The 14564-nt window shown below is 58.5% G+C and carries 13 protein-coding genes; 6 read left to right on the top strand and 7 right to left on the bottom strand.

Going from position 1 to position 14564, the window contains the following annotated elements; all coding sequences use genetic code 11:
* Window positions 1-101 precede the first annotated feature (101 nt).
* The 5 genes from ACWNRM_RS00065 to pdxH form a co-directional block, all read right to left on the bottom strand.
* A complete protein-coding gene (locus tag ACWNRM_RS00065; RefSeq protein ID WP_485168931.1) occupies window positions 102-1043 on the bottom strand; it encodes a lysophospholipid acyltransferase family protein in 942 nt (313 codons plus the stop codon).
* A gap of 9 nt (window positions 1044-1052) precedes the next feature.
* Entirely contained in the window at window positions 1053-2045 is a 993-nt protein-coding gene (gene lpxK / locus ACWNRM_RS00060) for a tetraacyldisaccharide 4'-kinase (protein ID WP_485168930.1), read from the bottom strand.
* Window positions 2036-4030: a glycosyltransferase N-terminal domain-containing protein gene (locus ACWNRM_RS00055; protein ID WP_485168929.1), complete on the bottom strand. Its 1995-nt coding sequence runs from the start codon at window positions 4028-4030 to the stop codon at window positions 2036-2038. Before ACWNRM_RS00055 ends, lpxK begins: the two co-directional genes overlap by 10 nt.
* 71 nt (window positions 4031-4101) lie before the next feature.
* On the bottom strand, window positions 4102-4989 hold the full coding sequence (locus ACWNRM_RS00050) for a universal stress protein (RefSeq protein WP_485168928.1): 888 nt from the start codon (window positions 4987-4989) through the stop codon (window positions 4102-4104).
* A 75-nt stretch (window positions 4990-5064) separates the two neighbouring features.
* Window positions 5065-5676, bottom strand: a complete 612-nt coding sequence (gene pdxH, locus ACWNRM_RS00045; RefSeq protein ID WP_485168927.1) for a pyridoxamine 5'-phosphate oxidase — start codon at window positions 5674-5676, stop codon at window positions 5065-5067.
* Between the two features lie 142 nt (window positions 5677-5818).
* Here pdxH and fabI point away from each other — a divergent pair, with 142 nt between their 5' ends.
* The gene (gene fabI / locus ACWNRM_RS00040; protein ID WP_485168926.1) at window positions 5819-6661 is read left to right on the top strand and encodes an enoyl-ACP reductase FabI; all 843 of its coding nucleotides are present in this window, start codon (window positions 5819-5821) and stop codon (window positions 6659-6661) included.
* Window position 6662: 1 nt separating this feature from the next.
* Window positions 6663-7763 (top strand): chorismate synthase, encoded by a 1101-nt coding sequence (aroC, locus tag ACWNRM_RS00035; protein ID WP_485168925.1) that lies wholly within the window; start codon window positions 6663-6665, stop codon window positions 7761-7763.
* Between the two features lie 241 nt (window positions 7764-8004).
* Here aroC and ACWNRM_RS00030 read toward each other — a convergent pair whose 3' ends face one another.
* On the bottom strand, window positions 8005-8433 hold the full coding sequence (locus ACWNRM_RS00030; protein WP_485168924.1) for an OsmC family protein: 429 nt from the start codon (window positions 8431-8433) through the stop codon (window positions 8005-8007).
* A gap of 405 nt (window positions 8434-8838) precedes the next feature.
* Between ACWNRM_RS00030 and ACWNRM_RS00025 the strand changes: the two genes are divergently transcribed.
* From ACWNRM_RS00025 to ACWNRM_RS00010, 4 genes are all read left to right on the top strand, one after another.
* On the top strand, window positions 8839-10692 hold the full coding sequence (locus tag ACWNRM_RS00025) for a ribonucleoside-diphosphate reductase subunit alpha (RefSeq protein ID WP_485169295.1): 1854 nt from the start codon (window positions 8839-8841) through the stop codon (window positions 10690-10692).
* Window positions 10683-11534, top strand: coding sequence for an META domain-containing protein (locus ACWNRM_RS00020; protein WP_485168923.1), 852 nt, complete (start codon window positions 10683-10685; stop codon window positions 11532-11534). The genes ACWNRM_RS00025 and ACWNRM_RS00020 overlap by 10 nt, the downstream gene beginning before the upstream one ends.
* On the top strand, window positions 11531-12556 hold the full coding sequence (locus ACWNRM_RS00015) for a ribonucleotide-diphosphate reductase subunit beta (protein WP_485168922.1): 1026 nt from the start codon (window positions 11531-11533) through the stop codon (window positions 12554-12556). The genes ACWNRM_RS00020 and ACWNRM_RS00015 overlap by 4 nt, the downstream gene beginning before the upstream one ends.
* A gap of 692 nt (window positions 12557-13248) precedes the next feature.
* Window positions 13249-14124, top strand: a complete 876-nt coding sequence (locus ACWNRM_RS00010) for a CatB-related O-acetyltransferase (RefSeq protein WP_485168921.1) — start codon at window positions 13249-13251, stop codon at window positions 14122-14124.
* 189 nt (window positions 14125-14313) lie between these two features.
* On the opposite strand, the gene ACWNRM_RS00005 is transcribed toward ACWNRM_RS00010, so the two are convergent.
* A partial coding sequence (locus tag ACWNRM_RS00005; RefSeq protein WP_485168920.1) for a transposase occupies window positions 14314-14564 on the bottom strand: 251 nt, incomplete at its 5' end.

The raw sequence follows: 14564 nt of genomic DNA, 5'->3' as shown, positions 1-14564 counted from the left end.
ACATTTTCAGTCATCGTGATCGCGGAGTGTTGCACAAAAGCAATGCTTCGTTTCACCTCTGTTCAGATAGGGAAAACGAAACTTTTAGGCTGTTTCGACCGTTATTTGCGCCATTTTCTTGTATACAACTGTTTTGGCCAGCGACGATGAAGCCAGAGCCAGCTTCCGGGCTTCTCAGTGATCCATCGCTCGAGCTGATCATTGAGTCTCTGAGTCAGACTGCCAATCTCGTCTGCGCGCGGTGCTTCAAGGTCAGGGTAAAGAACCGGGCCAACCTCCAGATGCAGCCTCGCCGGGCCGACACGTATGATCCGCCCTGTGACTATGGGGCAATCATGCTTGACGGCGAAGGCCGCCGCGGCTGATGCCGTCATGGCGGGTAGATTGAAGAAGCGACACTCAATCCCGTCATTCATCTTCTGGTCGCCCAGAATGCCCAGATGATGTCCCTGCGCCAGATGCCGTAGCGCCATCCTGGCGCCCTTGGATCCCTTTGCGAACATCGGGACATCGGCTTTTATCGCGTGAGCTTTCAGCGCGCGCGTTCTTAGGCCGATGATCAGCCTGTTTATGAGCGGATTCCCAGCTGCACGGTAGAAAGAGGCAAAGGGGAGGCCGTGATGCGCCACGATGGGGGGCAACATCTCCCAGTTGCCGATATGGCCTGAAAAGAAGATGACGGGTCGGCCTGTTGCCCGAACGGCATCCAGTGCTTCCGCATTGCTGATGGACCAGCCTGGACCGGAGCTGGTGTTCTGCGCGAGAGAAGGCAGATGAGGGAATTCGCCAAGCGTGCGCCCGAGATTATCCCAGACGTCGATGATGATGGCCGCGCGCGCCTCTGATGTCAGCCGTGGCATCGCCATCGCGAGATTATCGTCCGCCACCCGTGACACGGGAAGGCGAGGTCCTAATTTTCGTGCCAGCCAGCCGCCCATGTTGGAGGCGCTGGTGGCAGGTAGCCAGGAGAGCCCCGCGAGTGCCATGCGAGCAAGGACATATTCGGCACGGTGAAGAAAGGTGATCGCGGTCGTATCGCTCATGAGGCCGCTCTACACAGTTGCAAACAGCTGGTCCAGCAGGTGCTCTGGCGCCGTTGGATCGGTCCAGAGCAATTCCACATCGATGACCACGACGTCGTCGCGCAGCCACAAAGGAAGCTTGACCCAGTCCTTGCGCGTGGTGACAAGCGCCGTCCGGGGTTGACGCGCCAGGACGGACAGGCGTCGGCAATCGCGTTCCGTATAGTGATGGTGATCGTCGAATGCGATGCTGCGCATAGGTGGGGCGCCGGCTTCTCGCAGCATATCAAAAAACTTTGCCGGACGACCAATCCCGGCAAAAGCAATGATTTGCTTTCCCTGCAAGCGTCGTATGGCGGCAGACGGAATGAGCCGTGCCGGGATCATGGTCAGGTCAGGCGGCAGTGAAGGCGCAACGTCCGCGTCATCGCGCCCGATCATGATAACAGCATCGGTGCGCATGAAGCCTCTGCGGGCAGGTTCGCGCAGAGGCCCGGCGGGAAGGGTTCGACCATTCCCCAGACCAACTGCACCATCGATCGTGATCAGACGCATGGTCTGCCGCAGGGTCAGGTTCTGCAGGCCATCATCCATGATCAGACATGTTGCGCCCGCTTCGGTCGCGCGCTGGGCGGTCTCGGCACGATTACGACCGATCCAGACCGGAAAGTCCTGCGCCAGCATGAAAGGCTCGTCTCCGACATCCCGTGCCGTGTGCGCCGAGATATCCACACGGAGGGGGCCATCAAGCTTTCCGCCATAGCCGCGGCTCAGGATGTGAGGGTACTCACCACGTGCCTGCAGCCGGGTCGCCAGATCACGCACGAGGATCGTCTTGCCAGTGCCGCCTACGCTGAGATTGCCACAGCAGAGCACTGGGATGCTGGCTGTCGCAGGGCGTGTGCGCAGCGCCCGGAAAAGGCCTACCGCGTCGAGTATGAGAGAGGCGGGTCGCAGAGCATGAGCCTGCCAGCCCTGCGTAGTCCTGTACCAGAACGCTGGCGGGGGGAGCTTCAGGCGCACAGGGCCTCGATCTTTTCAGCCAGCTTGCGGGCCACATCGCGTCCAGAGCCGATTGTCTCTCTTGCGCGTCGGGCGCGGTCTTTCCACAGGGCAGGTCGGGTTAACACCTCTGCAATCCATTCAGCCAGTTGCTTCTCATCATGTATAGTCGCAACGAGCCCGTTCAGTTGCGTAAAGGCTGGTCGGAAATTGTCATGAAAGGGGCCTGTTGCAAGCGCAACGTTCAGTCTCGCTGCCTCGAACGGGTTATGGCCGCCGCCGGGCGCAATCAGTGAATTGCCAATGAAGGCGCAATCGGCAAGTCGGTAAAACAGGCCAAGTTCGCTCAAGGTATCTGCAACCCAGAGTTGATCCTCCCGATCGGGTGAGGCACCGGCGCTTCGTCTTGGTGCTGGCGGGGAGGAAAGTGCAGCGATCTCGGTGCCGCGTACAGGATGACGGGGGGCAATAATCGTCAGCAGGTCAGGAAAGCGCGCGCGGACAAGCTCTGCTGCACGCAGTATGATCTGATCCTCACCCTGATGGGTGGAGGCTGCGAGAAAGACGGGTCTTCCATCGATCAGGCGTCTGACAATTTCTAGTTCGGCCTGGTCGACCGATGGAGGCGGCGCATCCTGCTTGAGGTCGCCCAGACAGGCAACCTGTCGTGCGCCGAGGGCTGTAAAACGAATAGCATCTTCCTCGCCCCGCGCGGCAACGAAGGCGAGGCGCCGGAAAACCGGAGGGGCAAGGTGGCGGGCGCGGTGCCAGCGTCGCCAGGACTTCTCTGAAAGACGACCGTTCAGCACACCAACCGGGATCGCGCGTCGGGTACAGGCAAGAATGAGGCCGGGCCAAAGTTCACTGTCGGTCAGCAAGAGGGCGGCAGGCTGCCAGTGATTGAGAAAGCGCCTTGTCCAGAATGGCGTGTCATACGGAATGAATTGATGGATGATGCGTGCAGCCCGGCATCCGGCCTGCGCAAGATGGTGCGCTACAATATCGGCACCGCCCGTCGTGGCACTGGTGAGAAGGAAGTGCCATTCCGGATTTCGGTGTGCCAATACCTCAATCAGGGGCAGGATGGAGTGGGTTTCGCCCACGCTCGCGGCATGAAGCCAGATCAATTGGCCTGATGGCCTTTTCATCCTGGTACGGCCCCGACGTTCGGGGAGGCGGTTGCGTCTCTCTTTCCCACGTCGCAGACGCACCAGCATCATGGCTCTTAATCCAGGCGTGAGCACCATCCCGAGAATATGCCAAAGGCGGTCGGGAACTGTGAAACGACCGGCTGACAGATAATGTTCGGCCCTGGTCGAAAGGTCCTTGAGGGCCAGCTCGATGGATTCAGGTGTAGCTTCTCCCGTTCGGGGGGCGCCATAGATCATGTAGCCACGGCCAAAAGGCAAGGGAACGCGCAACCCATCCCAGCTGGGTAGGCGCAGTGATGTGCAGGCCCCCCCGATTGGTATGAGAGGGCTGCCAGAAAGCCGCATCAGGGCCGGGGTGCCGGGCTGCACCTGTTCGGCAGGACCACGCGGACCGTCGGGTGTGATGGCGAAAACTGAACCGCTTCTGATCACCCGGATAGCTTCGCGCAGGGCGCGACTGCCTCCCTTGTTCTTCCCCTGACGATCACTCGACCCTTCGACCCCAGTGATTCCCCAGGGCGCCACGAGGTCATTTATAAAACGTCCATCGCGATTGCGGCTGATCATGACACCGAAATCGAGGGTGGGGTTCTGGCGATGTCCCCAACGACACATGGCTGGCAGAAAGAGCAGGGAGCGATGCCAGCAGGCCGTGATGCAGCCATCGGCAGGACGATCGGGACCTTGAAGCAGGGACGGGAGGGATTCCGGCGCTCCGGTGAAGCACCAGCGTATTGTGACCTGGGTGAAGCCCAGATAGGCGCGTGCCAACACCAGAAGGAGGCGCTCGGCGCGTGAGCGGCCCGGATGCCTGTTCTGGCATTCGGTCTGGAGCTCTGGCTCAAGACGGGTCATTCGGCGCCTGAAAGGAAGTCACCCATACCGCGCCGGTAGCATGTCCGGTGCGGTATGGCAAAGGTTCGACATCAACGGCTCATGAGAACCGTTATGCCAGCATGTTCAAGCACATGGCGGGTGGCACCCCCCATGATCATCTGGCGCAATCGCGAATGAGAGTAAGCCCCCATCGTGAGCATATCAGCGCCGAAATCTGCACACGCGGTGAGGATGCCTGCGCCGACATCGCGTTCGATTCCCTTGAAGTTCCTGATTTCGGCATTCACGCCATGCAGCTTGAGATAATCCCGCACGGTATCCGCTTCAGGCCCACGTCGATGATAATCGACACTGGTAAGGATCTGTACGCTCTCGGCCTGCTTGGCATAAGGGAGAGCCCCACGCAGGGCCGACGCTGCCTCCGCAGTGCCATTCCAGGCGATGCAAAGACGCTTTCCTGAACTGACGGGCGGGGTCGGCGGGGCAATGACCAGCGGGCAGCCACTATCATAGAGCACCGCATGCAGGACTTCTGAAGCACGGGCATTATCGTTCGGGCCGAGATGCGGCATCAGGGTGAGGTCCGAAAGGCGTGCCCGCCAGGTTACAGCCTCATGTTCCGATCCCGTCAGGAACTCGAGAGAAGCGCTTAGCCGCGAATGCGCCAAGGGATCGTTCTCAAGAAAACCTTGCTTGGGATCGATGTCATTATCACGGATGAACGCGTCGAATTTGAGCCGAACCTGAAGCATGCGGCGATGCGCCTCATGTTCGGCGGCCTCCATCATTTCGTTGATCATCGCGCTTGAGAGGCCCTCACCTGTGAGCGCCGCCATCTCGTTGGGATCGTCACCCACGAGAACGGTCGAGAGGTGGGCATTGAAGGCGCGTGCATGGAGCAGGCCGACACGCAGAACGGCATCGATATTGCCTGCGCCATTCAGCGGGACGAGGATGTTTCTGACGTCGTTGGCCATGAGGGATCTCGCTAGATAGATGGTGTGTCTGGCGGGGTGGGCGAGGTCCCGCGAGTACGCCCGTAGCAGGTCGGGTCAGGGATAGAGTCGGGTGACCGCCCAGTCGTTCTCTTCGCGCGTCCACGTTGCGCGGTCATGCATACGGTAGGGGCGGTCCTGCCAGAACTCGATTTGTCGAGGTACGAGACGGAAACCTGACCAGTTTGCCGGACGCTCGGGTTCCTTTCCCTCAAAACGCGCCGTTACAGCCTCTATGCGTTTCTCGAAATCAGCACGGTCGGCGAGAGGCCTTGACTGGTCGGAGGCAATGGCACCGATCCGGGAGTTGCGGCTGCGACTGGCAAAGTAACGATCGGCTTCTTCTGCACTGACTGGCTCGACCGGCCCCTCGATGCGGATCTGACGACGCAGGGATTTCCAGTGAAAGAGCAGCGCCGCATGAGGGTTGCGCAGTAATTCACCACCCTTGCGGCTTTCAAGGTTGGTATAGAACACAAAGCCTCTCTCATCAGCCCCCTTGAGGAGGATCATGCGGACAGACGGAATGCCATCGGGTGTCGCGGTGGCGAGTGCCATGGCATTCGGGTCGTTCGGCTCGCGTGCCTCGGCGTCTTTCATCCACTCGGCAAAGAGAACGAAGGGGTCTGCGTCGAGGGGAATGAGGGGGAGGGTGGTATCGTCAGTCATGACAGGGCGTCTCCTGCACCATTTATGTCCGTCTTTGTTGTCACCGCTAACGTGTCATCTCGACACTTGTTTGCGCGGCGGGCATGTGCGACGTAGCGGAGCATTATTATTTCTTTTTCTGACATTAACCGGGATCTGCCTCATGTCCACCGCTTCGTTCGATCTCCCCACCGGGACGCTGATGGCGGGCAAGCGCGGCCTCGTGATGGGCGTCGCCAATGACCGCTCCATTGCCTGGGCCATCGCCTCTGCCTGCGCTGCACAGGGGGCTGAGCTTGCTTTCACCTACCAGGGCGAAGCGTTAGGCAAGCGCGTCAAGCCTCTTGCAGAAAGTGTAGGGGCTTCTCTGGTTATCCCTTGCGATGTCAGCGATGATGCCGATATCGACCGTGCTTTCGATGAGATCGAGGCGGCATGGGGCAAGATCGATTTCGTGGTCCATGCCATTGGCTGGGCCGACAAGCAGTTCCTGCGCGGGCGCTATGTCGATACGCCGCGCGATGCCTTTCTGAAGGCAATGGATATCTCCTGCTTCTCCTTCACGGCGGTCGCGCGTCGCGCAGCGGCCCTGATGACGGATGGCGGTTCGCTGCTGACCCTGTCCTATCTTGGCGCGGAACGCGTCATGCCTCATTATAATGTGATGGGCGTGGCCAAGGCAGCACTTGAAGCCTCGGTCCGCTATATGGCTGCCGATCTTGGCAAGGATAATATTCGCGTCAATGCAATCTCTGCCGGGCCGATCATGACGCTGGCCGCCAATGGCATCGGCGATTTCCGTTACATCCTGCGCTGGAACCAGCTGAACGCACCAATGGAGCGTAACGTGTCGCTCAAGGATGTCGGTGGTTCGGGTCTCTATTTCCTGTCTGACCTTTCATCGGGAACAACGGGTGAAGTCCATCACGTCGATTGCGGTTATCACGTCGTGGGGATGAAGAACCCGACTGCGCCTGATATCGCTGTCGCATCCTCAGAAGGCTGACATGTCGGATAACAGCTTCGGGACGCTGTTTCGTGTCACGACCTGGGGTGAAAGCCACGGGCCGGCCATTGGCTGCGTGGTCGATGGCTGCCCGCCCGGTATCACACTGAACGAGGGCGACATCCAGCCCTGGCTGGATCGACGCAGGCCGGGGCAGTCCAAATTCACCACCCAGCGCCAGGAGGCGGATCAGGTCCGTATCCTCTCCGGCGTGTTCGAGGGGCGGACGACCGGCACGCCGATTGCGCTCATGATCGAGAATACGGATCAGCGCTCGAAAGATTATTCGGATATTGCCTCACGCTATCGTCCCGGCCATGCTGACGTCACCTATGACCTGAAATACGGGCACAGGGATTATCGCGGTGGCGGACGCTCATCGGCGCGCGAGACAGCCTGCCGCGTTGCAGCGGGGGGTGTTGCACGGCGTGTGATTGAGACCCTGCTGGGCGAGATGGCGACCATACGGGCTGCGTTGGTGCAGATTGGCGGCCTGGCGATCGACAGGGCGCGGTGGGACTGGGAGGAAGTCAATCGCAATCCCCTGTTCTGTCCGGACCCTGTCACGGCGGTCGAATGGGAGGGTCTGCTTTCAAGCGTGCGCAAGGAAGGATCGTCCATCGGTGCGCTGGTTGAAGTCGTTGCCCAGAACTTCCCGGCCGGCCTGGGTGCGCCGCTCTATGGCAAGCTTGATGCTGACATTGCTGCCGCTCTCATGGGCATCAATGGGGTGAAGGCGGTCGAGATTGGCGAGGGCATAGGCGTCGCGGCGTTGCGTGGCGAGCAAAATGCCGACCCGATGCGCATGCGTGACGGAGCGCTTCATTTTGAAGGAAACAGGGCGGGGGGTATTCTGGGTGGCATCTCTACCGGCCAGCCCATCACTGCGCGTTTCGCCATCAAGCCAACCAGTTCGATCCTGGTGCCGGTACCCTCGGTCAATCGGCAGGGTGAAAATATCGATGTCATGACAAAAGGCCGGCACGACCCCTGCATAGGCATTCGTGCGGTTCCCGTAGCTGAGGCCATGCTGGCCTGTCTGCTGGCAGATCACATCCTGCGTGATCACGCCCAGAACGGCTGGCATCGCACCCGCGACTAGAGGTTACCCTGTGGCGGCGGCTGAGCGCCGGGGCTCAATCCCACACATGGAGTGGGTCGAGTGCGACGGCAGCACGATCGAGCGCTCAGCCGATTGAGATGAAGCGTTCCACGATCTCCCATCACTGCCCCGGCACCTTCAGGCTTGCCTACGCGTTGCCGCGAACCACGCGCACATACCGGTGCTGAGGGGACGGGCTGAGGGGAAGGCGTGTCAGGCTGGCAGTCGCCAGCCTTGTGGTTCAGATCAGCGCGGCAGACAGGGTGATGTCAGCCTTGAAAAGCTGCGAGACGGGACAGCCATTCTTGGCCTTCGTGGCGAGCTCTTCAAATTTTGCCTGATCGGCGCCGGGGACAGCGCCCTTGAGGTCGAGATGGATGGCAGAGATCTCGAAACCGCCCTCGGTCTTGTCGAGCGAGACAGTTGCCTTGGTCTCGAGCGACGTCGCCGTAAGACCGGCTTCGCCAAGGATCATGGAGAGTGCCATGGTGAAGCAACCGGCATGCGCCGCGCCGATCAGTTCCTCGGGGTTCGTGCCGGGTTTGTCCTCGAATCGCGTGTTGAAGCCATAGGGCTGGCTGGAGAGCGCACCGCTCTGCGTCGAGATCGTACCCTTGCCGTCCTTCAGGCCACCGCTCCACTGGGCGCTGGCAGTTTTCTTGATCGTCATGTGCAAGTCCTCCTGCTGGGTTCCGGAGGCAGAAGCCTCCGGTTGCTGAGCCAACGCAGGGGCCGACGAATTGTTCACCTGTAACGCTGTGACATCATCGCAACGCCGGGAGCGGGCCGTAAAAAAGCGGCTTGCGGGAACTCCATGTTCTCCAAGGGCTTCTGCCTGTGTCAACACCATATGTAGTGTCCGAGGCTAAATTTAACACGATATATTGCTTGTCTGAGAGGCGCGACTTGCGCCAAGAGGACACTCGGAAATTGCGATACCAAATTCGATCTGACCTTGGGGAGATGGCCCGTGAGCCTGCTAGACGACACGATCCGTGAGCCTGTTTCAGCCGCGGCTGATGTTCTGCCGGAGCCCTGTGACCGTGCCCCCCAGGAGATCGAGGCCGAGCCGGACATGTTTGATGATGTCGTACAGCTTGAAGGCCATCATCCTGTCCGGGTCAACCGGTCACGTGATTCGCTGTTGACGGATTTCGGCCGGGCGACGCTTGATAACCGCTATCTGTTGCCGGGCGAGCACTATCAGGATCTGTTTGGTCGTGTTGCCTCGTATTACGGTGCCGATGCCGCCCATGCGCAGCGCCTCTATGATTACATCTCGCAACACTGGTTCATGCCCGCGACCCCGGTTCTGTCCAACGGGGGAACGTCGCGAGGCCTGCCGATCTCGTGCTTCCTGAACGAGGCCGATGACAGCCTGCGTGGCATTGTCGACCTTTGGAACGAGAATGTCTGGTTGGCGTCCAAGGGCGGCGGCATCGGCTCTTACTGGGGTAATCTGCGCTCGATCGGCGAGAATGTCGGCAAGAACGGCAAGACCTCGGGTGTCATTCCGTTCATTCGCGTGATGGACAGCCTCACACTCGCCATTTCACAGGGCTCTTTGCGTCGCGGTTCTGCGGCGGTCTATCTGCCCGTCTGGCACCCCGAGATCGAAGAATTCGTCGAGATGCGCCGTCCGACCGGTGGTGACCCTAACCGCAAGGCCCTCAATCTGCACCATGGTGTGCTGCTCACCGACGACTTCATGCGCGCCGTGGAGAAAGATGAGGAATGGGGCCTGCGCTCGCCCAAGGATATGTCTGTTATCCGCAGCGTTTCCGCGCGGCAGCTCTGGATCCGTATTCTCACGGCTCGCATGGAGCAGGGTGAGCCCTACATCATCTATTCTGATCATGTGAACAAGGCACGCCCCGAGCATCACAAGCTTGCCGGGCTTGAGGTCAAGACCTCCAATCTCTGCGCGGAAATCACCCTGCCTACGGGTCTCGATCATCACGGCAAGAACCGTACCGCCGTATGCTGCCTGTCTTCGCTCAATCTCGAAACCTGGGACGAGTGGAAGGACAACCCGCAATTCATCGAAGACGTCATGCTCTTCCTTGATCGCGTGTTGCAGGACTTCATTGACCGTGCCCCCGATGACATGGAGCGTGCCCGCTATGCCGCCATGCGCGAGCGCTCGGTCGGGCTTGGGGTCATGGGCTTCCATTCCTTCCTGCAGGCGCGCAGCATCCCGTTCGAGAGCGTGATGGCGCGTGTGTGGAATAAGCGCATCTTCCAGCACATCAAGGTGCAGGCCGATGCGGCCTCCAAGCATCTTGCCGAGCTGCTCGGGCCGTGCCCCGATGCAGAGGAATACGGCATCATGGAGCGTTTCTCGAACAAGATGGCGATTGCCCCTACGGCCTCGATCTCGATCATCGCAGGCAATGCCAGCCCCGGTATCGAGCCGATCTCTGCCAATGTGTTCCTGCAGAAAACCCTTTCAGGCTCGTTCACCGTGCGCAACCGCCATTTGCTCAAGCTGCTGGAGCAGAAGGGGCACAACAACGATGCGGTCTGGTCATCGATCACCCTGAACAAGGGCTCTGTGCAGCATCTCGATTTCCTGACCCAGGCCGAGAAAGATGTTTACAAGACAGCGTTCGAACTGGATCAGCGCTGGGTGATCGAACATGCGGCTGATCGCGCCGGGTTCATCTGTCAGGCGCAGTCCATCAATGTGTTCCTGCCTGCTGATATCCACAAGCGCGATCTGCATCAGATCCATTTCCTTGCATGGAAGCGTGGCGTGAAGTCGCTTTATTACTGCCGTTCGCTCTCGATCCAGCGCGCTGACGCGGTGAGCGATATGGCGCTCAAGAACAACATTCTTGAAGAAGAGGATTACAGCAGCGACGCGGCTGAGGCTGCCAAGAAGCCCGCAGCGACGACAAGCTATGAGGAATGTCTGTCATGTCAGTGAAGCCAACCATTCGCGCTACGGCACTTATGACAGCCGCTTTGGCCATCGGTATCGTTGGTGTACAATCGTCCCGGGCGGCTGGGATGCCGGCGCCTGCGGATGCGGCACAGGGGCAAGCGGTACAAGGACAATCCGTTCTCATCGGTACGGTCGTCACACCCACGGGCATGATCATGCCGCAGGGAGCAATGCTCACTGTGCAACTCGATGATGTCAGCCGGGCAGATGCCCCCTCCGTCACACTGGGCAAGACCGAATTCATGCCGGTAGGCAAATCACCTTTTGGCTACAGGCTGCACTACGATGCACAGCATTTGACCGCAGGCCATCGCTATGCGCTCCACGCGGCTATACGCCAGCGCGGCAGGCTTGTTGCCATTAGCCAGACCGCCAATATGGAGGCGGGAGCTGTGCCGTCAGATACGACGGTCAAGGTCGAATCCGTCCGTCAACCCGTGCCCGAGTCCGTTGCCGGGGCCTGGTCCATCATACAGATTGGTGCGCAAAAGGCTGACCCCTCGGCGCCCGCCTTCATGGTTATTCGCGCCGATGGTGCATTGTCTGGCACAGGCGGATGCAACCGGATGATGGGGCATGTGGTTGTCGACGCAACCCATTTCACCTTTGGCCCGACGGCGGGAACGCGCATGGCCTGTCCGGGTGTGCGCATGACGCAGGAAGATGCCGTGTTCAAGGCCATGCAGACCGTGCGTGCATGGCGCAGGGAAGGCGACCGCCTGATCCTGAGTGACGATCACGGTGTGACTGCGCTGACATTGCAGGAAAATCAGGGCCGGACCGATTCCGGCCCGCAGACAGAACGGAGCAGGAAGAGCCCATGAGCGAGACACAGAACGCCGGCGCGCCGCTTGCCGAAGAACAGCATTTCGACCTGATGACCGCCAATCCGGTCTATAAGCCCTTCCGTTATCCCTGGGCCTATGACGCATGGCTGATCCAGCAGCGTGTCCACTGGCTGCCCGAGGAAGTGCCTTTGGCCGATGACGTAAAGGATTGGCACCGCACACTGAGCGAAGGCGAGCGTCATCTGGTAACGCAGATCTTCCGCTTCTTCACGCAGGCCGACGTTGAGGTGAACTCGGCGTATATGAAGTATTACAGCCAGGTCTTTAAACCGACCGAAGTGCTGATGATGCTGTCATCGTTTTCGAACATCGAGACGATTCATATCGCAGCCTATTCGCATCTCCTAGATACAATCGGAATGCCCGAAACAGAGTATTCGGCATTCCTGAAGTACAAGGAAATGAAGGACAAGTATGATTTCATGCAGTCCTTCAACATCAATAACAAGCGTGAAATTGCGAAGACCATGGCAGCGTTCGGCGCTTTCATGGAAGGGCTGCAGCTTTTTGCTTCCTTCGCGATCCTCCTCAACTTCCCCCGCTTCAACAAGCTCAAGGGCATGGGGCAGATCGTCTCGTGGTCAGTGCGTGATGAGACGCTGCATTGCCTGTCGATGATCCGTCTGTTCCGTACTTTTGTGCGTGAGAACAGCGAGATCTGGACCGAGGATTTCCGCGCCGAACTCGCAGAGATCTGCGCGACGACGGTCGAGCATGAAGATGCCTTCATCGATCTCGCTTTCGAGATGGGTGACGTCGAAGGCTTGAGTGCTGATCAGGTAAAGCGTTATATCCGCTTCATTGCTGATCGCCGGATGACGCAGCTTGGCCTTGATCCCTTTTACGGCATTGAGGAAAATCCATTGCCCTGGCTGGATGACATGCTGAATGCAGTCGAACACGCCAATTTCTTTGAAAATCGCTCAACGGAATATTCTCGCGCTTCAACCTCGGGATCCTGGGAAGAGGCTTTCGAGGCGGACGTTTTCGCTTCCTGAAAATTCAGGCGGGGTTAACGCCCCGCCACGATATTCCTCGGGCACATCTCGCGGGTTGAAACTGCTAGGGCTGGGGAACCGGCCTGGCGAATGGCCTCTCCGTAGGTGAGCCGGAAAGACTCTATTCCTCGCGGTTCGATACGTTCTGTAGAGACAGGCGCAAAACCCGCGTGGCTCTGGGGATGAAAGTCCCGATTTCTCGCCCTTATGCACAATCTGGCATAGAGCGTACGCCAGTGAGGCGGCGTGATATCACTCACAGGAATGGTTGATGGACCAGTTTCCTGCTGGGGATAGAGTGAAGCGACGATCTCCCCGAGAATGAGGCTAGACACCGCAACGTATCGCCCGCCCAGCGCATCAGGTTCAACGCTGGTATGGAGAGTGGCGAAACCTGAAACAAATACACGCTCAGGTCGACATCACCTTGAGTGCATCGGGTGGCGTTGTCCCCGTATCGCCTCCGGGACGGCCAATCAGTAAGCTAGAGCGACTGGCAGACAAAGGCAGTTTGCGTAAGGATCGAATACAGGACTTATCCGGTCTTGTATTCGGGCAGATAGAATGCCATAACTCTTATTATGGGATAAATATCAAATATTGTTCAACGACATTATTTGTAAATTTACCGATTGGCGGGATCGTACTATTTCACTTGGAACGATGATTTCCCAGGTTCCGGAATAGTAACAATGCTCGATTTCGATTCGTTTTTAATAAATGAACTCAAAAGCAATTTCTGGAATCTTTTCCAGGAAAACAATGTGCGTATGTCGGAGAGCATCAGGTTTCTGGACGACGGCAGCATCTCTGGCTACAGAAATCCGAACGAGCGTTATTGGGAGTTCAGCGACCGGAAATTGCGGATACTGAACAAGGCGAGACACGTCTCCGCTGAGTTCGATCAAATCAATCTGGTCGGAGAAAAGATCCATCTTGTAGGCAAACATGTCATGTACGGGGCGAACGGGCCCGTTTTCCATCTAGAGTCTCAGGCGAAAGACTATACGCCCAGGCCTTTTGCCCCGACGCAATGGGAATACCCAAACAGGAAGATTGGCACCCACACTTATGGATCCATGGAGATTATAGACTCGCGCGGGGATGATGATGTCGAAATTGGGAAATTCACAAGTATTGGCCCGGCGCTTAAGATAATATCTGGTAATCACAACTATAATTTTGTCTCGAATTATCCATTTAAATCGATTGATAACCACTTCTGGAAGCCGCTCGACGATATAAGTGACCATCTTTACAATGGAAAGACGGTCATCGGTAACGATGTCTGGATTGGCCACAGTGTCATCGTCAAGGGAGGCGTGACCATTCACGACGGCGCAGTCATTGCTGCGGGCGCAATGGTCACCAAAGATGTGCCCCCATACGCCATCGTGGGCGGTTTCCCGGCAAAAGTGCTGAAGATGAGATTCTCGGAGGAGCAGATTTGGAAAATGCTTGAGATCAGATGGTGGGATTGGGAGGATGACAAGATAAATCAGAATCTGGACTTCATCATGACGGACGATATCGATCTCTTCATAAGCAAGTTCCACCATCAGTCCTGAGAGTGCGTCATGCCTGAGAGGCATGTCTGCCACGATGGCCGATCGGTATGTCGAATATAGCGGGACGTGCCGATCCTCGTTGAAATCAACTGAGGGTTGCCCCCCGTGACACTGTTCCGGGACCACCGGGAGGGGGCTTTCAACCTGTGTTGTCTGTCTCCTCTGCAGGGAGACTAGAGCGTTTTCCTCTCAATCTGGCTTGTATCCAGCGGCGGTGAAGAAGTTGGCGCATTCTGCGGGCGCGACCTGATCGATGAGTTTGCCGATCCTGTTCCAAAGCCCGTCGCGGGTGCGTTCGGCGGCGCGGCGGAGGTGGGCCTTGAGTTTGGAAAACGCCATCTCGATCGGGTTGAAGTCCGGGCTGTAGGGCGGCAGGAACCGCAGGCTGGCTCCGGCGGCCTCGATCGCCGCCTGCACGCCCGGCCCCTTGTGCGAGCCGA

It is taken from the genome of Asaia sp. A2 (genome assembly GCF_057319415.1).
This window is presented reverse-complemented; position numbering and strand designations above follow the sequence as displayed.

Bases quoted from the DNA above. Each gene is read 5' to 3' on its own strand.
- ACWNRM_RS00030 (WP_485168924.1), bottom strand. From the start codon at position 8,433: ATGACGATCAAGAAAACTGCCAGCGCCCAGTGGAGCGGTGGCCTGAAG.
- aroC (WP_485168925.1), top strand. From the start codon at position 6,663: ATGTCGGATAACAGCTTCGGGACGCTGTTTCGTGTCACGACCTGGGGT.
- ACWNRM_RS00050 (WP_485168928.1), bottom strand. From the start codon at position 4,989: ATGGCCAACGACGTCAGAAACATCCTCGTCCCGCTGAATGGCGCAGGC.
- ACWNRM_RS00010 (WP_485168921.1), top strand. From the start codon at position 13,249: ATGCTCGATTTCGATTCGTTTTTAATAAATGAACTCAAAAGCAATTTC.
- ACWNRM_RS00015 (WP_485168922.1), top strand. From the start codon at position 11,531: ATGAGCGAGACACAGAACGCCGGCGCGCCGCTTGCCGAAGAACAGCAT.
- ACWNRM_RS00025 (WP_485169295.1), top strand. From the start codon at position 8,839: ATGTTTGATGATGTCGTACAGCTTGAAGGCCATCATCCTGTCCGGGTC.
- ACWNRM_RS00020 (WP_485168923.1), top strand. From the start codon at position 10,683: ATGTCAGTGAAGCCAACCATTCGCGCTACGGCACTTATGACAGCCGCT.
- fabI (WP_485168926.1), top strand. From the start codon at position 5,819: ATGTCCACCGCTTCGTTCGATCTCCCCACCGGGACGCTGATGGCGGGC.
- pdxH (WP_485168927.1), bottom strand. From the start codon at position 5,676: ATGACTGACGATACCACCCTCCCCCTCATTCCCCTCGACGCAGACCCC.
- ACWNRM_RS00065 (WP_485168931.1), bottom strand. From the start codon at position 1,043: ATGAGCGATACGACCGCGATCACCTTTCTTCACCGTGCCGAATATGTC.
- ACWNRM_RS00055 (WP_485168929.1), bottom strand. From the start codon at position 4,030: ATGACCCGTCTTGAGCCAGAGCTCCAGACCGAATGCCAGAACAGGCAT.